The sequence below is a fragment of the Candidatus Minimicrobia sp. QA0096 genome, from assembly GCF_963967315.1.
Taxonomy (GTDB): Bacteria; Patescibacteriota; Saccharimonadia; order Saccharimonadales; family Saccharimonadaceae; genus Nanosynbacter.
The window spans coordinates 58,393-81,646 of sequence record NZ_OZ017288.1 but is presented as its reverse complement, the minus strand read 5'-3'; the positions used below and the strand labels follow the sequence as shown (position 1 = coordinate 81,646).

General features: G+C 44.1%; 23 protein-coding genes and 1 tRNA gene. 20 read left to right on the top strand and 4 right to left on the bottom strand.

The annotated features are described in order from the left end of the window. Positions 1–2 precede the first annotated feature (2 nt). Positions 3–1,499, bottom strand: a complete 1,497-nt coding sequence (locus AACH20_RS00390; protein WP_338503122.1) for a PEGA domain-containing protein — start codon at positions 1,497–1,499, stop codon at positions 3–5. A gap of 89 nt (positions 1,500–1,588) precedes the next feature. Between AACH20_RS00390 and AACH20_RS00385 the strand changes: the two genes are divergently transcribed. From AACH20_RS00385 to AACH20_RS00350, 8 genes are all read left to right on the top strand, one after another. Then, positions 1,589–2,611, top strand: a complete 1,023-nt coding sequence (locus AACH20_RS00385; RefSeq protein WP_338503120.1) for a DUF4367 domain-containing protein — start codon at positions 1,589–1,591, stop codon at positions 2,609–2,611. A gap of 29 nt (positions 2,612–2,640) precedes the next feature. Then, entirely contained in the window at positions 2,641–4,086 is a 1,446-nt protein-coding gene (gene gltX / locus AACH20_RS00380) for a glutamate--tRNA ligase (RefSeq protein WP_338503118.1), read from the top strand. A 38-nt stretch (positions 4,087–4,124) separates the two neighbouring features. After that, on the top strand, positions 4,125–5,231 hold the full coding sequence (locus AACH20_RS00375; protein ID WP_338503116.1) for a DUF3048 domain-containing protein: 1,107 nt from the start codon (positions 4,125–4,127) through the stop codon (positions 5,229–5,231). Beyond that, positions 5,222–6,748, top strand: a complete 1,527-nt coding sequence (locus AACH20_RS00370) for a sensor histidine kinase (RefSeq protein ID WP_338503114.1) — start codon at positions 5,222–5,224, stop codon at positions 6,746–6,748. Before AACH20_RS00375 ends, AACH20_RS00370 begins: the two co-directional genes overlap by 10 nt. A gap of 8 nt (positions 6,749–6,756) precedes the next feature. Further along, complete coding sequence (locus AACH20_RS00365) at positions 6,757–7,137, top strand: response regulator transcription factor (protein ID WP_338503111.1); 381 nt, start codon at positions 6,757–6,759, stop codon at positions 7,135–7,137. A 144-nt stretch (positions 7,138–7,281) separates the two neighbouring features. Continuing rightward, entirely contained in the window at positions 7,282–8,016 is a 735-nt protein-coding gene (locus AACH20_RS00360) for a nucleotidyltransferase domain-containing protein (RefSeq protein ID WP_338503109.1), read from the top strand. Positions 8,017–8,121: 105 nt separating this feature from the next. Further along, positions 8,122–8,613 (top strand): NUDIX hydrolase, encoded by a 492-nt coding sequence (locus AACH20_RS00355; protein ID WP_338503107.1) that lies wholly within the window; start codon positions 8,122–8,124, stop codon positions 8,611–8,613. 282 nt (positions 8,614–8,895) lie between these two features. Beyond that, positions 8,896–9,378 (top strand): NUDIX domain-containing protein, encoded by a 483-nt coding sequence (locus AACH20_RS00350; protein WP_338503105.1) that lies wholly within the window; start codon positions 8,896–8,898, stop codon positions 9,376–9,378. A gap of 144 nt (positions 9,379–9,522) precedes the next feature. On the opposite strand, the gene AACH20_RS00345 is transcribed toward AACH20_RS00350, so the two are convergent. Further along, positions 9,523–9,597, bottom strand: a tRNA-Glu gene (locus AACH20_RS00345). Between the two features lie 117 nt (positions 9,598–9,714). Here AACH20_RS00345 and AACH20_RS00340 point away from each other — a divergent pair. From AACH20_RS00340 to AACH20_RS00315, 6 genes are all read left to right on the top strand, one after another. After that, complete coding sequence (locus tag AACH20_RS00340) at positions 9,715–11,706, top strand: ATP-binding protein (protein WP_338503103.1); 1,992 nt, start codon at positions 9,715–9,717, stop codon at positions 11,704–11,706. Between the two features lie 52 nt (positions 11,707–11,758). After that, on the top strand, positions 11,759–12,772 hold the full coding sequence (locus tag AACH20_RS00335; RefSeq protein ID WP_338503101.1) for a response regulator transcription factor: 1,014 nt from the start codon (positions 11,759–11,761) through the stop codon (positions 12,770–12,772). Next, on the top strand, positions 12,769–13,476 hold the full coding sequence (locus AACH20_RS00330) for a pseudouridine synthase (RefSeq protein WP_338503099.1): 708 nt from the start codon (positions 12,769–12,771) through the stop codon (positions 13,474–13,476). Before AACH20_RS00335 ends, AACH20_RS00330 begins: the two co-directional genes overlap by 4 nt. Positions 13,477–13,559: 83 nt before the next feature. Continuing rightward, complete coding sequence (locus AACH20_RS00325; RefSeq protein ID WP_338503097.1) at positions 13,560–14,084, top strand: hypothetical protein; 525 nt, start codon at positions 13,560–13,562, stop codon at positions 14,082–14,084. 2 nt (positions 14,085–14,086) lie between these two features. Continuing rightward, positions 14,087–15,520 carry a ribosome biogenesis GTPase Der gene (der, locus tag AACH20_RS00320; RefSeq protein ID WP_338503094.1) on the top strand — a complete coding sequence of 478 codons (1,434 nt, stop codon included), beginning with the start codon at positions 14,087–14,089 and terminating at the stop codon, positions 15,518–15,520. Positions 15,521–15,773: 253 nt separating this feature from the next. Further along, on the top strand, positions 15,774–16,163 hold the full coding sequence (locus tag AACH20_RS00315) for a hypothetical protein (RefSeq protein ID WP_338503092.1): 390 nt from the start codon (positions 15,774–15,776) through the stop codon (positions 16,161–16,163). Between the two features lie 121 nt (positions 16,164–16,284). Here AACH20_RS00315 and AACH20_RS00310 read toward each other — a convergent pair whose 3' ends face one another. Further along, the gene (locus AACH20_RS00310; protein ID WP_338503090.1) at positions 16,285–17,253 is read right to left on the bottom strand and encodes a GTP-binding protein; all 969 of its coding nucleotides are present in this window, start codon (positions 17,251–17,253) and stop codon (positions 16,285–16,287) included. 43 nt (positions 17,254–17,296) lie between these two features. Between AACH20_RS00310 and pth the strand changes: the two genes are divergently transcribed. Further along, positions 17,297–17,857 carry an aminoacyl-tRNA hydrolase gene (gene pth, locus AACH20_RS00305; protein ID WP_338503089.1) on the top strand — a complete coding sequence of 187 codons (561 nt, stop codon included), beginning with the start codon at positions 17,297–17,299 and terminating at the stop codon, positions 17,855–17,857. Between the two features lie 11 nt (positions 17,858–17,868). Here pth and AACH20_RS00300 read toward each other — a convergent pair whose 3' ends face one another. Then, the gene (locus tag AACH20_RS00300) at positions 17,869–18,990 is read right to left on the bottom strand and encodes a DUF475 domain-containing protein (RefSeq protein ID WP_338503086.1); all 1,122 of its coding nucleotides are present in this window, start codon (positions 18,988–18,990) and stop codon (positions 17,869–17,871) included. Between the two features lie 41 nt (positions 18,991–19,031). Between AACH20_RS00300 and AACH20_RS00295 the strand changes: the two genes are divergently transcribed. The 5 genes from AACH20_RS00295 to AACH20_RS00275 all read left to right on the top strand — a co-directional run bounded on the left by AACH20_RS00295 (position 19,032) and on the right by AACH20_RS00275 (position 23,231). After that, positions 19,032–20,075 (top strand): permease, encoded by a 1,044-nt coding sequence (locus AACH20_RS00295; RefSeq protein ID WP_338503084.1) that lies wholly within the window; start codon positions 19,032–19,034, stop codon positions 20,073–20,075. Then, complete coding sequence (locus AACH20_RS00290) at positions 20,065–20,799, top strand: TIGR03943 family putative permease subunit (RefSeq protein ID WP_338503082.1); 735 nt, start codon at positions 20,065–20,067, stop codon at positions 20,797–20,799. Before AACH20_RS00295 ends, AACH20_RS00290 begins: the two co-directional genes overlap by 11 nt. Positions 20,800–20,846: 47 nt before the next feature. Further along, the gene (locus AACH20_RS00285; protein ID WP_338503080.1) at positions 20,847–21,260 is read left to right on the top strand and encodes a Fur family transcriptional regulator; all 414 of its coding nucleotides are present in this window, start codon (positions 20,847–20,849) and stop codon (positions 21,258–21,260) included. Positions 21,261–21,636: 376 nt separating this feature from the next. Next, positions 21,637–22,506 (top strand): DNA-processing protein DprA, encoded by an 870-nt coding sequence (dprA, locus tag AACH20_RS00280; protein ID WP_338503078.1) that lies wholly within the window; start codon positions 21,637–21,639, stop codon positions 22,504–22,506. 38 nt (positions 22,507–22,544) lie between these two features. Continuing rightward, a complete protein-coding gene (locus AACH20_RS00275) occupies positions 22,545–23,231 on the top strand; it encodes a CDP-alcohol phosphatidyltransferase family protein (RefSeq protein WP_338503076.1) in 687 nt (228 codons plus the stop codon). The last annotated feature ends 23 nt before the right edge of the window (positions 23,232–23,254 follow it).

Genomic DNA, 23,254 nt, shown 5'->3' with positions numbered 1-23,254 from the left:
ATTTAATTAAATAGCCCAACAGATCCATTGTCCATATTCATCTTACTCAGGACAATTTTTCCAGAAGCGTTGGTCGTTAATCCGTAAACGTATCGCTGATTCGAGGACAAAACAGAATCCAAACCAGGCTTAACGTCTATCAACGTATGAGCATTCGTGCCGTCAAACTCACGAATCTCCATTTTTCCCGACGCAGAAACGCTACGAATATAGAAGTTGTCAAGCCACTTCACTTCCTGCGCCACACCAATATTAAACGCGCTCGACAATTCTTTACGCTCCAAATCGTAAGTCTGCAGTACCGCGCCGTTTTGCGCCACGATAAATCGCCCAGCATTGTCCATCATCACGTTCGCAGTCACATTGTCAGTTTTAATGGTCTTTGCCGTTTTTAAGAACTCTTTTTGGCGGTCCTTAGAATCCGAAATGTCGCCTCTATAAATTGTCATATTTTTGCCATCAGTCAAGACCACGGTATCTTTATTGAAATAACGAGAAATTCGAATTACCGGGGTAGAATCACTAGCAAAGGTGCCGATCACAAATGACTCTTTCCAATCTCGCTTCCAAATTCCTGCCACTTTTTTACCGTCAATAACAGCCAGATAGGACAAACGATCGTCGCCGTAAAGCTTGAAAGATTCGACGCCAACTAAAATTGGACTGGAAATTGTCGAGCTATCAAGATCAACTCGCCTCAATTCGCCAGTTTCCTGCAAAGCGTAAACCGTGTGCGCGCCAGTCCCCGCAAAGCCAATTTGCTTAATTGCAAAACCAGTCATCGCCGTAACGTCAATAATTTTCTCCGGATTTTCTCTATCAAAAACCAACCACTGCACGCCCGTAGCGTTATTTTCCGCCGGATACGAATGTTTCACTAGCGCGTAACGAGAATCGCGGTCCCACTCCGACACGGTAAACGTATGATTGTCAGAAGATAGGGAATAGCCAGCCAAAACGCTCGTGCTTAATGCATGCTCCGTGAACTTTTCCTTATCTTTGTTCGTATCGCGAATGTCGCCAATTGTCAAAATCGGAGTTTTATCCTTAACGCTAAATCCCATCAAGAAATTACCAGCTGGCGACAGAGAAACGGATTGTAATGAGTCGAATGTTTTTACTTCGGTGGTTTCGCGTTTTGTCGGAATCAGTCTGGCGTAATTCAAATTCGTCACGGTATCAGATTTGATATTCAGCGTTTTTTGCCACGGTTCGTATTTGTCTAATTTCATCGAAAAAGTGTGCTTGCCAGGAAGAACGGTGCTTTTCGTCGGAGTGCGGCGCAGCTCCATATCGTCAACATAAACCAGCGCCCCGCCAGGATGTGATTCGTATTGAACAAGTCCGGTTTGTTGCAATTCTTTCGTATTTGGATCAAACGTATAGCCGAGCATTCTAAACGTCAAAAACGTAAGAAGAATTATAAGTGATAATGTCATCAGCGTGTACACAAAGGTCCGCCGTGCGAGCTCTTTAGTGCGATTCTTTTTCTGGTACATAATTACGAAAATTATAACATATTTTTACACTTGAAAAAACCTTAGGCGATTTGTAATATAATATACAGGAATAAACATTAGGGGGATTAATGGCAAGTAAAAACTACGTGGTTATCAATGGACGAGCTTACAACACTATTACTGGAATGGTAATGGATGATATTAAGATTGAAAAATCTGAGATAGAAAAAGAACAATCAATCAGTAAGCGTGGCACATCTGTATCAAATATTCACGCCGCACACGTTCAGAAATCTAGCACATTGAATCGTCGGCACGTTAAAATGCCGCAGCGCACACCATTGGCCGCCAAACCCCAGAAAGCTCGCGTCGACGTGAAGCAACATGTCGCCGTGAAGAAGCTTTCTACGCCAATTGTCAGCAAGCCAGCTCCTCAGAAAATCGCCATTAACCGCCCAGCCGAAGCTCACCCCGTTACTCGTCGCGCCCAACAAAGACCTCTTAGCGTTAACACTAAATTGCGAAAAGAACGCCAGCCTCTGGCTATGAATAACAATTCGCTTGTCGCCGTCGCTCCGCAAAAAATAGAAAAGCCAGTTGCAAAAACCGCTCATCAATTGAAAAACGAAGCGATTGAGAAAGCTCTGTCGAATGAAATCATTAGCAATAAAAAAGCACGTCGACGCCAGAAAAAGGGCGGTGCCTTGCGTTGGTTTAATACGTTTTCTGTTGGTTTTGCGGTGATGCTACTCGGTGGCTATTTAACGTACCTGAGTATGCCAAATATCTCTATAAAAATGGCAGCCGTTCAATCGGGAATTGACGCCAAATATCCAGGCTATAAGCCAGACGGCTACGCCTTAAACGGACCTATCAAATTCAAATCGGGAGAGGTCTCTATGAAATATGCCTACGCCGACGGAAGTTCAGGATACACCATAACCCAGCAAAAAAGCGGTTGGAATTCATCAGCTGTGAAAGAATTCTTCTCTGAAAAGCACAAGAATCCAAACACCACGATGATCGACGGATTGACAATTTACAGCGGCGGAAAAGAAGCGGCTTGGGTGAACGGCGGGATTTTATATCAAATCAGTGGCGACGCGAACCTCTCAAGCAGTCAAATTGAAAAAATTGCCACCAGTCTGTAACTCATCAGATAACGTGCTATAATTTACTCATGACTATTAGAACTCGTTTTGCGCCAAGTCCGACTGGCTATATTCACTTAGGCAACGTTCGCACCGCGCTATACACATACCTTGTTGCCAGGGCGCATCAGGGAGATTTCATCTTACGCATTGAAGATACAGACCAAGCTCGGTTCGTCGAAGGCGCAGAAGAAATGATTTTGGAAACCTTAAATTGGCTAGGGCTAAATTGGGACGAGGGGCCAAATCTTAACAATCCAAAAGAAGAGTCTGGCAATTTTGGTCCATATCACCAAACAGATCGCCGTGATATTTACATAAAGTGGGCAAAGAAAATGATTAGCGAAGGACTAGCTTACGCCGATCCGTACACGCCTGAAGAAGTGCAAGTTTTCCGCGACAAAGCCAAGGCTGAAAAGCGAGCATTCTTATACCGCGACCATCGTCCAGAAAATCCGCCAGAGTGGCAACTTGGAATGCCGCTACGCTTCAAGGTTCCGGAAATTAAGCGATATTCCTGGACAGATGCCGTTATGGGCGAGTTGTCAGCCGGGCCAGAAGCCTTGGACGATTTTATTCTCATCAAAGCAGACGGACTACCAACTTACAATTTTGCGCACATCATTGACGATTTCGAAATGCAAGTCACGCACGTGATTCGCGGCTCGGAATACATTGCCAGTACGCCTAAATATCTGTCGCTTTACAAAGCACTTAAAATTACGCCACCAATTCTGGCGCACGTGCCACACATTATGGCGCCATCGGGAAATAAAAAGCTTGGCAAGCGTGACGGTGCTAAAAGCGTAACTGAGTATCGATCAGAGGGAATTTTGCCAGAAGCAATGCTTAATTTCTTAGCGCAACTTGGGTGGAACGACGGCACGGAGCAGGAAATTTTTAGTAAAACGGAGTTAATTGAGAAGTTCTCACTCGATCGCGTTCAGAAATCTGGCGCGCGATTTGACGAACAACGACTCATTTGGCTTAACGGTCAATGGATTCGCTCGCTTAGCTTAGATGATCTTTATTCTCGCTGCCAATCATTCTGGGGCGAAGAAGCCAAAAACGCTGATGAATCGTATAAAAAACGCGTTCTGGGATTGGCGCAAGACCGCTTGAAAACATTGCAGGATTTGCCAAAGTTAACAAGCTATTTCTTCGTTGAGCCTGAAATTGACACGGAATTGATTGATGGAAATAAGCAACTTCGCAAATTGACCGACGACGAACGGCGAGAGTTATTGTCAATTGCTCGCCAAGAATTCGAGAAAATTACAGATTGGACGCCAGAAACAATTCAGAATTGCCTTAATGAATTACTGGAAACGACGGGGCAGAAGCCGGGGATTTTGTTTAGCCTGGTGAGAATTGTGACAACATGGGCGCCGTTTAGTCCGCAACTTAACGATACGTTGGCGCTAATTGGTAAGGAAAAAACTCTGCAAAGAATCGATAATTATCTACAAAAATAGTTTATTCGTGCGTCGAAAATGCTATACTAAGCATAAGCATGAATGTTGAAAAAATAGATAAATCAGGACAAAAAAAGAACGCTCGCTGGGAGTCGTTCAAAGAATGGGTAAAAAAGCATATCCTGGCAATCGTACTCGTGGTGAGCGTGATGGTTATTGCTGGAGTTTTCATAATTGCAATTCACTCCATAAAATACGAGCAGACCGCTAGCGTGGAACTGAAATTGCCAACTAAAAAACCCGCACCGAAGAAGTTTTATTCGCCGCTAACTGGCGTGGAAATCGCGAACGAAGCCGCCGCAAAGCTGCCTGTAACTGGCGTGATGATTGAGAATAGTCCAGCCGCCAGACCGCAGTCAGGACTGAAGAAAGCTGGTGTGGTTTATGAAGCCGTGGCGGAGGGCGGAATCACTAGGTTTTTGGCTCTGTACCAGGGAGAAAAGCCGGCGCTAATCGGTCCAGTTCGAAGCTTAAGATTATACTATCTGAGCTGGGCGGCGCCATATCAAGCATCAATCGCGCACGTTGGCGGAAGCCCCAACGCTTTATCTCAAGTCAGAAACGGCAATTATCGTGACATCGATCAGTTCTTTAACGATGGATCATACTGGCGATCTCGCGACCGCTACGCGCCGCACAATGTCTATACTTCAGGAGAAAAACTTGACCAATTGAACAGCGCAAAAGGCTATAATAATTCCGAATTCACCAGCTTCGCACGAGCAGACGGCAAGCCTGTCGAATCGCCAAACGCCACATCTGTAAACATAAATCTCAGCGGCTCACTCTACAACACCTCATACGCTTACGACAAGGCGTCGAATTCTTACCTCAGGAGCATGGCTGGCGCGCCACATACCGATAGGGAAGATGGGCAAATTGCCCCAAATACTGTCGTAGCTATGGAAGTTGGCGTTGAAGCTCGGGCTCAAAATTACGATGGATACGAAGATGTCAAAACGACAGGATCCGGCAAGGCTTACATTTTCCAAAACGGCACAGTCGCCACCGCCACTTGGTCAAAAGCAGACATAAATTCGCCGCTTAAATTGACAGACGAATCCGGAAAAGACATCGCCTTAAATCGCGGACAAACATGGATTGCAGCCTTCACACCAGGAAGGGGAAGTGTTTCATGGCAATAGATCCGGCATCTAAAACCTTGCGCGAGTACAAACAATATTATTACCGAAAAGTCATATTAGTCCTATTATCAGCGAGCGCCTGTATCATATTAGGACTGGGAATCGCACTCCACTTCACGGCAATTTCCATATCCCAGCTAAATTTTTGGATTATCATTTTAATTACCGCTATCTTGCAAATCCTATTTTCAATTTCTATCGTTAAAATCATCGCTGCGCCGCTTAATAAAATTCTGGCGGCACTTTCTCATAAAATTGGCGAACTAACCACCGACACTCCACCAAATCCTAACGATAAACGCTACGAAAAAACTGGGTTTAAGACGGCGCTTCAGGCGATTTATGGCGATTATCAACCAGAGCAAAAACCAACTAGTGACAACGACAAGCCAAAAATTCCGCTAACTCAAGCTCTAAATCAAACCAGCACTGGCGTCGTGATTCTTAATTCCAATCAGAAGATTATCTTCGCCAATTCCGCCGCCCCGATTTCCAGGAACGCAAAAGGCGAGGATTTTCTGGCGCTTGATTTTCTAAACGAACCGAGCATTTCCGATTGGCTTCACGAAATCTCCAATGAGAAAATTAAAGCAGAACATCGCTGGCAACGCATTGGCACCAACCCTGACATCATCCAAAAAACGCGGATTTTTGATATCGTGGCTTCATTTGAGAAAGGCGCCGCCGCCGAAACTGTCATTTTCCTCATCGACAAGTCTAAAGGATATTTGCCAGAAGAAGAGGACCTTAATTTCATCTCATTTGCTGCTCACGAACTCCGCGGACCGATTACAGTTATTCGTGGCTATCTGGACATTATCAATGAAGAGTTTTCTGGGCGCTTGCAGGGCGACGAAAGGCAGCTTCTTGATAGGCTGGTCGTTTCGTCCAACCGCTTGTCTAGTTACATTGACAACATTCTTAACGTTGCCAGATATGATAGGCACCACTTGAAGGTTTATTTATTAGAAGACACTGTCGCTAATATTTACGCCTCGATTGCCGATGATATGCAACTTCGCGCCTCGACTCAACACAGAATGCTCAGCGTCAATATTCCAGATGACCTGCCGACAGTAGCCGCTGACCACGGAAGTATTGGGGAAGTGATTGGTAATCTAATTGACAATGCCATTAAGTACAGTTTTGAGGGCGGATCCGTTACGGTTTCTGCCGAACAAAAGGGCGACTTCGTGGAAGTGTCTGTCGCTGATAATGGAATTGGTATGCCGGCAAATGTCGTGGACAATTTGTTCCACAAGTTCTATCGATCGCACAGATCACGCGAGGCCGTGGCTGGGACGGGAATTGGGCTTTACATCTGCAAAGCTTTTGTCGAATCTCACGGCGGCTCGATAATCGCTAGATCCCGCGAAAACGAAGGCTCGGTTTTCTCGTTCACTTTGCCAATTTATGCTACAGTTAAAGATAAATTGTTAGAAGACGGCCAATTAAATAATCAATTGATACGAAAGGGCGGCGGCTGGATAAAAAATCACGCCATGTATAAGGGCTAGGAGGAATTATGATAAAGACAATTTTATGCGTGGAAGATGACCGATTTATTGGCGAAATGTATGTCAGGAGTCTGCAAAAAGCAGGCTACGATGTGACGTGGGTGGTCGATGGAAATGACGGGCTAGTGGCGGCGCGCAACCAGAACTTTGACTTGATAATCTTAGACTTGATGCTGCCAGAACAGCGCGGCGACCAGATTTTAGACGCACTGAGAAATAACAATGTCGATTTGGTTCCGAATAGTAAGATTTTGATTATGACCAATTTTGAGCAAGACGAAGCTTCGCGTAAATCCGTCATGAGTCGCGTCGATGGATACCTGATTAAAGCCGACATTACGCCGCGGAATTTGATAGAAGTCGTTAAGCAGATGAGCAGCGACGACTAAAAATATTATGATTAGTAGGAACAATCTTGTAGGAGATCCTTCTATGAGAGCAACGATCGGCATCGGACACGAGGTTAGTGGCATCAGAGCTCAGATAGTAGCTTATTTAAGCAAACTGAGAGGCTATTACGTTAGAGAGGGTCTATGAGAGATAGCCATACATCTTTAGATGAAGTTATAAAAGCGCTTACCGACAACCCCCACATTTCCGAACTGCATCTTTTTGGCTCACGAGCAACAGAAAAGAGCGATGAACTTTCTGACATTGACTTAACCGCTACCTCGCCGCACCCAGCCGCCGCCGAAGCCTACGCTCGTAAAAGTTTGGCGGATAAATTTGGCTTGAGCGCGGTCTACACGATCAAGAATGATGAACATGAAATTGCCCGAACTTTTTGTCTGAGCGGTATGAGCCCGTTTCATAAAATTGACATTGGGTTTTCGCTACCTAGTGAGGTCAAGTTTTTTCCAAACTCTAGACTCATTTTAAAAAACAACAAACCACAGAAGCCTAACATTGAATTCAAAAAATGGACAGAACCACGCGCCGAGCACGATTATTTCGACGTGATGATGGGCTCGTTGCGCTACATCAAGCACCGCCGTCGCGGCGAAAATTGGCAGGCGTACAAATGCTACCGCGGCTTTATTGAGCAGCTGGCGAATGCACACGCGGCGAGTAACTCACCGCACAGTATATATAAAGAGCTAGACATACAAGGCAATGATGAAATTCTAAAGCTATTTTTTGCGGGCGACATCCACGAAAAAGAGCGAAAATACTACGAATTTATCAAAAACCGCGCCGAAAACGAGCAGCTTTTGCCGGGGTTTAGCAGGGACTTACAGGAAATTTGGGAAAATTATCTAGATGGCTGAAATCAATAAAAAATCACTTAACTGGCCCATAGTACACGAAGGTTTAACGAGCGACGACTTAGCGTTAATAGTCAAATCAGTAAAAAGTATGGAGGCAAACGTATAATGAAAGCAATTTTCAAAAATACTAAAGATCATAAAAAACATTTTACCGCAACAGGATATACTGTTAATAAAAACCGTACCAAAATGCTACTTATCCATCATAAAGGCTTAAATAAGTGGCTGCCCCCTGGTGGTCATATTGAAGACAACGAAGTTCCGCATGAGGCAGCTATACGCGAAGTTTACGAGGAAACTGGCGTAATGGCCATACCGATAAAAGATGATGAAAACGATCTAGCCCTAAAAGGTATAAAAGAGGCGCAAATTCCACGACCGTACGCTTTGATGTATCAAATTATACCAAAAAGCAAGAAAGATGTTGAACATATCCATCTTGATATGGTATTTGCTCTTGAGGCTGATGATTCCGACAAGATTACCGCACAGTATAAGGAAGTTCACGATGTTAGATGGGTGACAAGGAAGAGTTTAATAGATGAATATGACACATTTGACTCAGTAAGGAGTTTTGCTAGAAGCATGCTCAAGTGATAAGTCCATATACACATTCACTTCACGTACCGCCCAATTATACAGCTCGTACAAACCTATCAAGGTCGTATTCGCCCAGGAAAATCAACGTAGAATAATAAAAAGTGTCCTTCTATGGACTCCCACGGCGTCTCACATGCAGCGCAATTTATAACCTACTCACCCTGAAGGTTACCCTTGCGCATCCTTTTGACCACACACCACAATTAAAGTAAAATTTATAGTATGCCTCATATACACAACCAGCCTGGCCAGCACGATATATGTGTTAGCGGATATATCGTGAAAATAACAGAGGGTGCTGAACCTCGGATTATTTTACATAAGCACCGCAAGCTAAACAAGTTATTGCAGTTTGGTGGGCATGTCGAGCTGGACGAGACACCGTGGCAAGCGGTCTTACGGGAAATAGTCGAAGAATCTGGCTACGACAAAAACCAGCTGAGGTTGTTACAGCCGAGTTACAATAGACTTGCTTCATTGCCTGGAGTGAAACTGCATCCTCAACCGATCGCGATTCACACATATCCTGCTGGTGGCGGGCATTATCACACGGACATAAGTTATGCGTTTATTACTTCGGAAAATCCGACACATGATATAGCTAGCGGCGAATCCAACAACATCAGCCTCTTTAACTTGAGAGATTTAAAGAATCTTACATCAAAACAAATATACGACAACGCCAAAACCATCGCTATGTATACTTTAACCGCAGTGGTTGAGGAATGGGACGAGGTGGATTTGTTACTTTATGAACTCTAGGCCGCCCCTAGACTAGACCATCTACGTACGGTTTGTAGTATGTGTATATACGAAAAGCTGAAGAATATTGAGAATTGAAGCATACTACTTCACAAATTAAAAAAACACCTTCATGTAGATGTTTTTTAATAAGTTAACTATTTTTGGTGACCCCACCGGGAATCGAACCCGGGTTGCCAGGATGAGAACCTGGTGTCCTAACCGCTAGACGATAGGGCCGTAACTCCATAGATTATACCACGAAAAGGGGAGGCTTGTCTACTTTTCCGCATCCATACAACCTCTACGTCATATTTATCACTTGAGATTTTTCTGAAAATTCGCCATAATAAAACTATGAAAAAGGGCGGGATTTACTTTAAGCCTCACGCAATTTCCAGATTTTGGTTAAGACGGTTGTGTGAAGTGGCATTACTGAGCTGTTTCACGATCATTCTTTTATATGCATGGGCGCGATTTATACCGACCGGTTATCAATTGCCAATCGGATTATCTGTCTCAGATTTGGCGGCTGGCGTGGCAGGAATCGGCAGCTTAATTGTGCTGATTTTATGCTTTTGGCTTCCCAGAAAACACGAAACTGGTATTGGAATTTTCGTATATTTGTTAACCGTCACTGTCGCCACAACCACCATAATTACCAGCGGCGGAGTCGTTTCACCATTCCTGGTTATGTGGATTATCGTGGCAATTTTCGCAGGATTTTTCGGCGCAATAATCTTAGGAATAATGGGGCTTTTGGTTATTTTACAGATTATAGCTACCAGCGTTCAACAGGGAATAAATATACAATTCATCATCGGCTACCTATTCTTCGGATTTTTGCCTTTGATTTTCAGCCTTGTTTTATGGATTCGCCGCCAAAAAACTGACAACAACACATCCAGCTTAGAGAATAGACTTTCCGCGGTTGAAAGTAAGTCTGATGTGGTGATTAATGCCATCGACGACGGCGTTCTAGCTATTTCTAAAGACGGTAACATCGAACTGATAAATCCATCCGCCCAACAAATCATCGGCTGGGACCAAGGCGACGCACTCGGACTCAACTGGAAAAGCGTCTTAAAACTCGTCACCTCAGACGGAAAAGACGTAGAGGACCTCGAAAATCCAATAGCCCAATCCTTATCAAAAAACCAACCAACTCATAACGATAAATTATTCCTATTAACCAGCTCTGAAAAACGCATTTTAGTGTCAATCGTCAGCTCTCCAGTTGGCACTGAGGGCGAAGGAGTTATCGTAGTTTTCCGCGACATCACCAAAGAAAAAGCCGAGGAACGCGAGCAAGCCGAGTTCATCTCCACCGCCAGCCACGAGATGCGTACGCCAGTTGCGTCAATTGAGGGCTATTTGGGTCTGGCGTTAAATCCAGCCACCGCTCACATCGACGAGAAAGCCCGCGACTTCATCACCAAGGCTCACGAATCGGCGCAACATCTGGGACGATTGTTCCAAGATCTTCTCGATATCAGCAAAGTTGAAGACGGGCGAATGAAAAACAACCCGAAAATCATCAACGTAAACGAATTTTTGAAGGATATTTTTGATGGTTTAGCGACAAAAGCTAGCGAAAAGCAGCTCAATTACATCTTTATGCCAGACATAATTGATGAGGGTAAGGAGAAGTCGCTGCAACCGATTTTTTATGCCAATATTGATCCTGACCATTTTAGGGAAGTCGTTAGCAATCTGATTGAAAATGCCATCAAATACACGCCATCGGGCGAAGTTGTCATCAATATTACCGGCGACGATAAGCAGATTTCCGTAAGCGTAAAAGATAGCGGCATTGGCATTCCAGCCGAAGATATTCCGCATTTATTCCAGAAATTTTATCGGGTGGACAATTCTGACACGCGAGAAATCGGCGGAACTGGCTTGGGGCTATATTTGAGTCGCCGCTTGGCCGAGGCGATGTCTGGAAACTTGCGAGTTGAAAGCAAATATAAAGAGGGAAGTACTTTCTATCTGGAAATTCCTCGTATGAGCAGTTCGGACGCAAAACAACGTTTGGAATCTGCGGAAGTTGAAAAGCCCGAAGATAAAAATCCAGATTCTCTGGCTTCAAAAAAAATTGAAATTGCCACAGAAGAGAAGACGGAAGATGTCGCAATTGAAAATAATAGCGAAATTGTCGATTCAGATCCAGCCGCAATCGCAACTCCAGAGAATCCAGATCCAGCCACACCCGCAGTCCCGACGACTACAGCAGTCCAGCCAGAAATTCCACAACCAGCCAGAAATTCTTCCGAGCCAACGCTGGCTGAAATTGAGGAAGAATTGCGACGAAAACGCCAGCATCTATCAATTCCTGGTCGCGAATAATAGCCATAAGAACTATGGATTTTTTGTCAAAACTTCAGTATAGTATAAACATATGACAAAAATTTTATTGGTTGAGGACGACAAAAGTTTACGCGAGATTTACGGTGTACGACTTTTGGCGGAGGGCTACGATATCGTTTCGGCGGGCGACGGCGAAGAAGCTCTAGCCATGGCAATTAAAGAACGTCCGCGATTAATTTTAAGCGACGTGATGATGCCGAAAATTTCCGGATTTGATATGTTGGACATTTTACGCTCGACGACAGAAACAAAAGACGTTAAGGTGATTATCATGACCGCACTGTCATCAGAAGATCAGCGAAAACGCGGTGAGCAACTTGGTGCTGATAAATACTTGGTGAAATCTCAGGTGGGAATAGAGGACGTCGTGAGAGCGGTTCACGAAACCTTGGGTGATCTTCCAGGAGTCGGCACAAATCCAGTGCCGGTTTCACAGCCAGCTCATACATATGAGCCAGTAGCTCCAACGTCTCAACCAACTCCAGCGGCACTGCAGTCAGTTACTAGACCTGACATCTCTTCATTGTCACCACAACCAGCTGCCCCCGTTGCAGCACCAACAGCTCCTGTAGTAAATCCACTTATGCAGCAACAACCACAGCAAGCATTCGCGCCAGCACCACAGCCGCTACCTCAACCAGCGCAGACTCCAGCGCCGCAACCGATCCCGACGCCTCAGCAACAACCAACGACCCTACCGCAACCTATGGCGCCATTTTCATCGCCCGCGCCGCGACCTTCGGGACTTGGTGACCGCATTATTCAACCTTTGCCTGCTGACGATTCCCAGAATTCGGTAGACATTTCCAAGCTTATGGCAGAAGAATTGGATAATACACAGACAGTTTCTAAACCGACTGCAGAAATTCAACCAACACAAACTCTAACACCGCAGTCAATTCCAGCACCACAACCGACGCCAGATCCTATTGAGCAAGTTAGCTCAATGCCTCCAGTCCAAGCACAATCTCAAGAGCAAATCATTCCACATCAATCGTCAGAAACTCAGTCACCACAATTCCCACCGATAAATCCGCAACAATGACAAACTCAGACACAAAGCAAGAATCTTGGCGCCTCAATAAATTTGTAGCGCTGTGCTTGGGTATTTCCAGGCGGAAAGCCGACGAATTGATAGAGAAGGGAAAAATAGCTATTGACGGTCATCCCGCCAGATTGGGTCAACAAATTTCTGGCAATAATAAAATCTCCTACAACGGCAAATTGCTAGAATTACAATCCAAACAGCTCATTATCCTACATAAACCAACAGGATACTTATGTTCGCGCGCCTCTCAGGGTGGCGTTCCGACAATCTACAAATTGCTACCAAAAAACCTTCACCACTTAAAACCTGTTGGTCGCCTGGATAAAGACAGCTCCGGACTGATTCTCATGACGAACGACGGCGATTTTGCCCACAGCATGACGCATCCGTCGTTTTATAAGATTAAGCGATATCTTATTACAATTGACCAGCCATTGCAACCTCTACATCGCCAAATGATCAATGATTTTGGCGTGCAGCTTCCTGACGGACGCAGTCAATTGACACTAGAAAGACAACACGAAGGCGATGATTATCGCTGGATAGTGGAAATGAGCGAGGGAAGGAATCGTCAAATTCGGCGAACTTTCGATGCGTTAGGCTACACTGTTAAAAAACTCCACAGAACAAACTTCGGCAATTATTCGCTCGGTGACCTCAAGAGAGGCGAATGGCGAGAAGAGAAATTCACGAATTCATAATTTACTCCGAGGCTCTTTACATTTTACGGTAAATATTGTAATATAGCTTTTGTGCTAAATTTGATAGAAAGTGTAATTGCAAAATGGAAACGCTAGGGCGCGAATCTGAACCTTTGCCCTCAGAAAAACTAAGAGCAGTCATACGTAACCTTAAGGAAGAAAGATCGGATACCATAGAAAAACTGTTCTATGAGAATGATAAGTCCGACATTTTACCAAAATTCCTAGAAAACCAAATCTACGCTTACATCGAACTTATTAAAGAGGTTGAGAAACATACTACGAAATTTGAATATCCCATATCTGTAGCGTTCAAAGACGACAACAATAACGTTTACTACTGCATAAATAACCCCGAAGAAAATTGCTACATAACACTTTACCAAAATCCAATTAACGAAGAATCTCCAAAGGTATACATCCATAATTACGCCAGAGAATATAATAGCGACAGCAGAGAATGTACACTCGTCGTAGCCGAACCTGAGAAGTTAACAATAGAAAATAACCCGCATTATTTTACGGATTTCCTAAAAATAATTCGTCCGTGCGAGGCTTACATAAACAGTGTAGTAGCCAAAATGCCCGAAAACTGCTATAATATATAATCATGTCTAAATTACCAACAGTCGCTATCATCGGACAAGCCAACGTCGGCAAAAGCTCACTATTTAATCGCTTGACGCGCTCTCGCACGGCCATCGTCGCCAGGGAAGCTGGAACAACTCGCGACAACGTTGTTGGTAAAGTCTCATACAAACGACGTAACGTCGACTCTACGCCGTCAGATGACTATTCGCAATTTTGGCTCATCGACACGGCCGGACTTAAGACTGCCGAGGACGAATTCGAGGCGACCATTCAGGACCAAATCGCTGACGCCTCCGCCGCCGCTGATGTAATACTCGTAACCGTCGACTCCTCTGCATATCCTTCCGACGCTGATCGACAATTGGCCAAAAAAGCCCTAAAAAGCGGTAAGCCAGTCATTCTAATAGCCAATAAAGCAGACTTAAAAGGCTCTCTTTCTATCGACGAATTCAAACGACTCGGCATTAAAAACATCATAAAAACTTCCGCCGAGCACAGCATTGGCATTTCGGAGCTTCTTGACAGCATTGCCGAACTTATTCCGCCAGCCACCGAAACTGCACCTGACGACATCATTCGCGTTGCACTAATTGGTCGACCAAACGTCGGCAAAAGTAATCTATTCAATACCTTAGCTGGCAAGCAGCAAGCCATTGTCGCCAACGTCGCCGGCACAACTCGCGACGTAAACCGCGTTCAAGTTCGTTATCACGGTCAGACGATTGAATTGCTCGACACCGCTGGAATTCGCCGCCAAGGAAAGCAGGAAACGGGAATTGAAAAGTTCTCAGTTCTTCGCACAATGCAAGCCATCAACGAAGCCGACGTTTGTCTGCTTCTTATGGACGTCAATGAGCTTAACGTTCAATTGGATCAGCGCCTAGCTGGAATTATTGACGAGGCGGGCAAGGGACTGGTTCTGGTTGTCAGCAAGTGGGATTCCGTCGAAGGTAAGGACGCTTACACGCACGACGAAATCGCCCCACAAATCAGCTATAACTTCAAGTTCACGCCGTACGCGCCGTTAATATTCACCTCTTCTGTCACTGGGCAGAATGTAGCTAAGTTATTCGACCTAGCGCTTGATATTTATAAACGCCGACGCCAAGAATGTAAAACTCGTGCCTTAAACGACATTTTACAGAAAGCCATCGCCGCACATCCGCCAGCTGGTCTGAAAAATTCACACCCGAAACTGCGCTACATTGTCCAGACGGACGTTGCTCCGCCGTGGTTTGTTATCTACGGCAGTAATCTGAAATTTGTCCACTGGAGCTACAAACGTTATCTGGAGCGAACTTTACGTGAAGCTTTCAATTTTGCGGGAACGCCGATTAAAATGTCTTTCCGTGACGAAAAACAATTAAAAGCCAATCGTGAACGCGTTGCGCGCGGTCTGGCACCAGTCACCAAAGCCTACAAGCAGGCCAAGAACGCCGAAAAGCTCGCTTAATCCTATTTTTACGACAATTTCTCTTGACTTAAATATTATCGCGTGATATAAATAACATTGGCTTTTGTTGACAAGTTGAGCAAATCCTTGTCTGAAAGCGCACTTTGACAAGTGAAGAGAATCTATAAGACGAAGGTGAGATTTTGCGGTATTCTAATAAGTGCCTCAAAACCTCATCTTCGATCTATGCCATCCGGGCGTTGATCAGTGTTTCCAGCACGGGCGTTCGCCCAGATGAGGAGAGAGTACTACAATGTCGTTTATTACCGATGAAGTCAAGGCAAGGAGAACTGTCAGCATCGAAGAGACAAATGAGAAGCTGAAGACGCTCAGGCGGAACGAAGTCTCCCGTTTCTTCAAGGAGGGGATCCTCGCGCTGTGCCAGGAGGTCAGGAACGCTGCAATTGGTGAATACATGATAACAGGTAAGCTTCCAGATGAGATCCGTATCTACGATCGTGATCTTCTGATAACCTCAGCAGTCGCAAACAATCCCGAGTGTCGTAAGGCGTTCCTTAAGAAACTCCAGAGCCTCGAGAAGGAGGTTCGTGACGTTGAATTCAGATACACAGGACCCAACTACTCGTGGGGGATTACTTACGATCCTTACGTTGTCGTCTACTTCTCCAACAACCAGGAGTAGCAGGCAATAACATCGCAAACATGGCGAGTCTGTAGACTCTCCGTCAGATTCTCTCACTTGTCGTGTTTGCTCCATAGATGTGTATCTATGCTGATGAGTCGGAAACGACGAAAGCGAACTTTTATTCAAACATCATCAATTGCGCAGACAAAACTTCACGCGTAATTTCGTCCGCACGTTCACCAATTAGCACAATTTTTGCTGGCTCTTCCGCCGCAGAATTAGCTATTTGAATCTGATTTTCCGTCGCCTCCAAATGATGCCGCGCACCATTATCATCAATAAAACAACCCTTCATTCGCCTGAGTTTATAAGCATCAAAAAGTTCCGGCCAAATTTTTTCCAGAGTCGCCGCAGCAATTTTCATACCAGAAACATCCAGCACCGCATATGTCGGATTATCCGGCACCGCCAATTCGCCGTCGTACTTATCAAAAAACGTTAGTAGTCCCGATGGCGTCGTCATTTTATTGATATCAAATTTACCTCGTGGCGCGCTCAGTATTTTTCCGTAAGGCAGGGAGTTCAGCTTGGATTCATATTGCAGTCGCTCGTCGTCACCTAGCAAATCTTCTTTGGTTACTAAAATCATATCAGCCGCTTGCAGTTCAATTTCATGCGCCGGCTCAATTCCACGTAAAATCTCATGTGCGTCAATAACATAAAAACTCTGAGCCAACTCATACTTATTGAATATTTGTGCATTAATCAATTTCTCAACCAAATTCATCGTTCGCGCCACACCAGTCGCCTCAATAAACACTGGGGCGGGGGAATTGCGACAAAAGTCAAGTAACATTCGCGTCAATGCGTGCTTCGACGAACAACAGACACAATCGCCAGCCAAAGTCGTCACAATATCCGCCAACTTTTCCAATCGATATCCGTCAACGTTTTCATTAGCATATTCATTCTCAATCACCCGAGAACCCTTATAGTCACTTTGTTGCAATAAAAACTCAAGAGCACTAGTTTTTCCAGCGCCCAACGAGCCATTCACCAAATACAGCGGAACTTTATCGATAACCGCTCGCCCATCATCAAACGGCGCATTGATACTAAATTCCAAATCATCATCGCGTTTTGCCATATGCTTATTATACGTCATTTTCACAAGGTGATATACTAAGTCTATGAAAGTCATCTTAGCATTGGGGAATCCAGGCGAAAAATACACAAACACGAGGCATAATGCTGGGTTTTTAATTATTGATAAATTTGCCTCAGAGAATAATGCAGTTTTTTGCAATAAGCCAAAATTTTCCGCAGATATCGCCGAAACAAATATTTCTGGAGAAAAAGTTTTACTAATTAAGCCAACTACTTTTTACAACGAGGTTGGAATTTCCGCTCGAGCAATCTTAGATTTTTACAAATTGACATTGGACGATTTACTAATTATTCACGACGACACGGCGCTAGATTTTGGTAAAATTCGAACCCGCAAAGGTGGACGAGACGCTGGTAGCAATGGCTTAAAGTCGCTCCACGCTCACGTCGGATCAGACTTTTGGCATATTCGTATTGGTACAGACAATTTACTCAGACGTCAAGTCGGTGACGTAGATTTTGTCCTAGGCAAATTCAATTCAGACGAGCAAAAGATTCTCCAAAGTTGGATATTGCCCGAATCAATTAATTTGATCGAGAAATTTATTAACGGAACTATCGAGCCGTTCAGTATAAAATATTAGAATCTAAAACTTTATCTTCGTTTTCGCGGCACAATTTTTGAAGCGCTGTTCTTCAATTGCTCTTCGGCTTGATGTAATTTTTCGGCCGCAGCTTCTTGTAGATTGATCGATCGGGCTTCCAATATACTGCTGCCGACCGCCAAACTCACGAACAATAAGCCCAAGCCACCCGTCGCCCATTCCGGCAATTCCAAGTGGAATAATTTGGCAATCATCATCACGCCGAGCGCCATAATCGCCCAGTGAGCGCCATTTTCCAGATATTTATATTTGCTAAGCGCACCTGTTCTTAGCAAATATACGGTTAGCGATCGAACCCAAATCGCTCCAGCGCCCAGTCCAGCCACGATTAGTAGCACGCTGTTAGTAATGGCGAACGCACCAATCACGCCGTCAAAGCTAAAGCTGGCATCCAGAACTTCCAAATATAACAAGCTAGCGAACGCCGCCCAACCAGTTTTAATCTTAACAGATTTCGCGTCATCTTCATGGAAAAATGACCCAAATAGTTCCAATCCGATATGCAGCACAATTCCAAGAACCGCTGAAATCAGCACCAAAGATTTATGCGGCGCCTCGACCGTAAAATACAAAACAGCCGCCACGCTAAGCATTATGCACACCTTAAAATTCTCAAATCGCCCAGCCTTCGCCAAAATCGGCTCAACATGTCGCATCCAGTGAACACGCTTGTTGTAATCGATAAAATAGCTAAGCCCAATCATAATCAAAAACGCACCACCGAACGCGTCAATCATTGGCGATGCCTCATGCAGGATGTTGCCGTACTCAACAGGTTTATGAAGCGCTAGATTGACAACATCCATAAATCCGTGACCGCTCGCAATCATCACAATAGCAATTGGCAATATAAATCGAACGACAAACACCGCCACAAATATACCAACCGTCAAGAAGACTTTCTGCCAGACTTGGCTCATTCCCGCCAAAACCTTGCTATTTATCACTGCGTTATCGAAGCTAAACGTAACTTCCAAAACCACCAAAATAGTAAATAGCCAAAGACCGCTAACGCCCATATGGCTAAAAATCAAACTGCCCAAACCTAAGGTCAATAGGACCGAAAACCAGAAAATCCGAAACGGATGATGTGAATGTAAAAGATGTTTCATATTGATTTAGTATAGCATAAGCATGGAGTATAATTTTATATATGACACAAAAATCGCCAGATGGTCGCATAAAAAAGTTTTTATCAGCCAACAGCGAATTGATCGGTTGGGTGTTTTTTGGCGTCCTTATAATTTCTATTTATCAATTCAGCTCACGATTCGGCGTCATGTTATTAAACGGAGAATTTGCAGAATGGTGCAATAAATTACTTCCGTCATTACAAGATTTCATCACGCTGACGCTAAGCGTAATTGTCGAGGCGGTCCCATTCTTAATTTTAGGAATTATCATATCCGCGCTTATCAGATACTTTTTATCATCAAAAGACGTTTTCAAAATATTGCCAAAAAACGCCTTTCTTCGACGAATTGCGCTCTCTATGATCGGACTATTTTTGCCCGTATGCGAATGTGGCAACGTACCAATCGCGCGCAGCTTAATAGCAAACGGATTAAAACCTGCCGACGTTATTAGCTTTCTTTTCGCCGCGCCAATCATAAACCCGATAACCATAATTTCAACCATGACCGCCTTCAGTTTTGACGCCCGAATGGTTTGGTGGCGAATTATTTTTGCGTTAATTATCGTACAAATAACCGCTTTTATCGTCAGCTTTTTTAAGGAAGATTCCATTATTAATTCAGAATTTGAAAAACTTTGCCACTCTCATAATCACGACTCAAAATTACCAAACCTATTCAGCTCATCACGTAATGAATTCTGGCAATTATTTACTATGCTAACCTTAGGTGCTAGCATCGCAGCCGCTACACAAATCTTCGTTCCACGATTCATCATAAACGCTGTCGGTAGCGATATTTTCTTATCAGTCATATCTATGATCACGCTAAGTTTCGTCATTTCGATATGCTCCAGCATCGACGCATTCTTTGCACTAGCTTACGTGCGAAATTTCACAACAGGCTCAATTTTATCTTTCTTGCTGTTCGGACCTATGATAGATATTAAAATGATCACACTATTAAAAACAACTTTTCGCTGGAAATTTATTGCAACAATTACCTTAATTGTATTCGTCTTATCGCTAATTGTCGGACTGGGGGTTAATTTATATGTACGCTAATCTTGCAAGATCAATTGGCGGAATTGTCGTTTGCGCATATATTTTGCTATTAGCTTGGCGCGATCAACTCGGATTTTACGTACATCCGCGCTATCACGCATTCGCGGTCATAATTAGTGTAATCGGCGTTATACTTTTGTTTATTGATATAATGTTGCAATTGAAAAATAAACCCGCAAAAGATAAATCTAGAATTGGCTTGAAAAAAATTGCCCCGATATCTTATTTTGCAATAATTATATTATCAGTCGGATATATATTGCCACCAAAACCACTCTCCCCAAGCAGCCTCGCGCAAAAAGAAAGTCCTGCGATTATTGAGCCCGAAAGTCGTTGCGAAACACCTCAACCAAAAGAAGGCTCTTCTACAATCTCAATAAATCTCTGGAAAACCGCCATAAATTCTTGCAAAGAGGCCGCTTATTTTAACGGCAAAGATATCACCATTACCGGCTTCGTTTCAAATGATCTGTTAAAAAACTACGGCTATAATTACTTCAATATTGCCAGATATGTTATAAGTTGCTGCACTGTTGACAGCGTGCCTATGAAAATCCTGGTCGAGAAAAACTTTTCGACAGACTACCCAGATGGAACATGGTTAATCGTCAAGGGTAAATTGTCGCAGAAAATCGTTAATAGTCAAGCTGAATACGTCATAACCGACGCACACATCACAAAAATCAACCAACCTAAATATCCTTATGAATTACTCGGGCTGTAAGTCTATTGCACACTTGTTGCAATAAGTTATAAACTATTGATAGTACTATGCTAAATGAAATATTCGAACGCCACAATCTTCGCCTGACAAAACCTCGCCAGCAAGTATTCGATATCCTGCGAAATTCAGATGTTCCTCTTACGGTCGGCGATATTGCGAAAAACTGCAAAAACATTAACCGTGCCAGCATTTACCGCACGCTACTAATGTTCGATAATCTGAACATTGTAAACACCATAACTATTGGCTGGAAGAACTATTACGAGTTAGCGGAACCTTTTATACCGCATCATCACCATCTCTACTGCATCAATTGTCAAAATGCCGAACCCATACAATCGCAAGAACTCGAAAAACTCATAGATCTCATTGGTAAAAAACATAATTTCATAGTCGCAAAACACCACTTTGAGCTGGAAGGTGTTTGCGGAAAGTGCCGACATATTATAGAAAATAAATAATTTTTCCCAACAAAAAAGCGCCAGGTAAGGGTGGGCATCACCTGACGCTTTTTTACCCTTCAACCCACCCGAGCTACCGTATCAGTGAAGCGTCGCGACTAAAACTCCAAAAGTCCGCGCCTGATGACTATCAATACAATTTTGTACTCACATTAACAGAGGTCGCCTTTGAAAAAGGGCAGTTAAAGGGGTTAGTATGCGCGTAACGTTGAACCGCAAAAAGTGGAGGGTAAGAATACTTAATGCCATTGCGCGCAACCTAACATATAGTTAGAATAGGGGGTATAAGGTGCGTTTGGTTAATGATTACTTAACCAATCGTCCTTGATTATAGCAAACATTTGACAAAGTGTCAATACTTTTTACCACATTTTTTATGGAAATCAATAGAATTACACCAGATGAGCATATTTTCTCCCAGAGATTAGCGCATATTGCCAATCCACCAAAAAGCTTATGTTATATGGGAAAATTGCCAGAAACAAATGCGCCAGTCGTATCAATCGTCGGGTCCCGTAAGCCGTCTGCCTACGGAAAAGAAGTGACCGAGCGATTAGCAACAGATCTGGCAAAAGCCGGATGTGTAATCGTGAGTGGGCTGGCGTTAGGCGTGGATTGTATTGCCCAAAAAGCTGCGATTGAAGCTGGCGGAACAGTCGTGGCGGTCGTCCCAAATGAACTTCCGGATATTTCGCCGCGGACTAATTATCAACTAGCCATGAGCATCATAGAGCGGGGCGGTGCGGTCGTTTCAGAATGGATGAAGGGCGATAATAAAATAGTCAATCGTTGGAGTTTTCTGGAGCGCAATCGTTTGGTTAGTGGGCTGGCTGACGGAATTATTATCACCGAAGCCGCCGAGCGAAGCGGCACATTAAACACAGCCTCGCACGCACTGAACCAGGGAAGAGATTTGTTTGTAGTTCCCGGAAACATAACCAGCCCGTTGTCGGCGGGTTGTAATACTTTATTAAAACAAGGGGCGTATTTGGTGACAGACGCCGACGATGTTTTATCAATCATCGCGCCAGAAAAATTACAAAAAGACAACGGTCAAGAATTAGCAGCCAGCGCAACAATTGAAGAAGGCATCATCATAAAACTCATCTCAGAAGGGCTGCGCGACGGCGACGAAATCCAACAAAAATCAGGATTATCCGCGTCAGACTTCGCCACGGCGCTCACAATGCTAGAAATCAACGGTGTTATCAAGCCTCTCGGGGCGAACAACTGGACGTTACGATAATATTGTTATTTTGACAAATTGATGTTATTATGCGGACTATGAAAAAAGCCCGAGAAGCATCTCCTGTCGCCCATAAAATTGCTAAGGACATCTTTACTGTCCCTAATTTGATAAGCGTGACTGGCGCCGCTTTGGTGATGCACGGATCTAAAAAAATTGATACGGCTGAAGGACTGGCGGAATGCGCGGTCGGGCGATTAGCTGACGTCTTGGACGGCAAAGTAGCACGTATGACAGGACAGACCAGCAACACTGGCGCGGCATTAGACGCCACAACAGACAAAATAGTTATGGCAAAAATCCTCTATGAAATACATAAAAAGGGGCTGGCTCCGAAGAAAGTTCTTGGCACTGTTGCTCTACTAAACTCGATAAACGCTCTAGCTACGGGAATCGCTAATTTGCGTAGCGATGAGAAGGCTGAAACTCGACCAACTAAATCAGGAAAACTAGCCATGGCAGGAGAAACAGCCACTTTGATATCATATATTGGTGCTCATATTGCCGAACAAAACAAAAAACCAAATCTCGCCAAGACTCTACGCAAGCTAGGGGCTGTAGCATCTGCTACCTCTCTTCCACTCGCTGCACACGCAACATACACTTACGTAAAGAGAGCGGTCAACGGCAATACAGAAAAACCAAAAGAGCCGCGCCAAATAATAGATGTTAATCGCAGCCTTGGCTCAATGGCAATGCTCAGTCGCCTCAGTGGTCGCTCATAATAATTCACTTTGCGGTTGTAGCC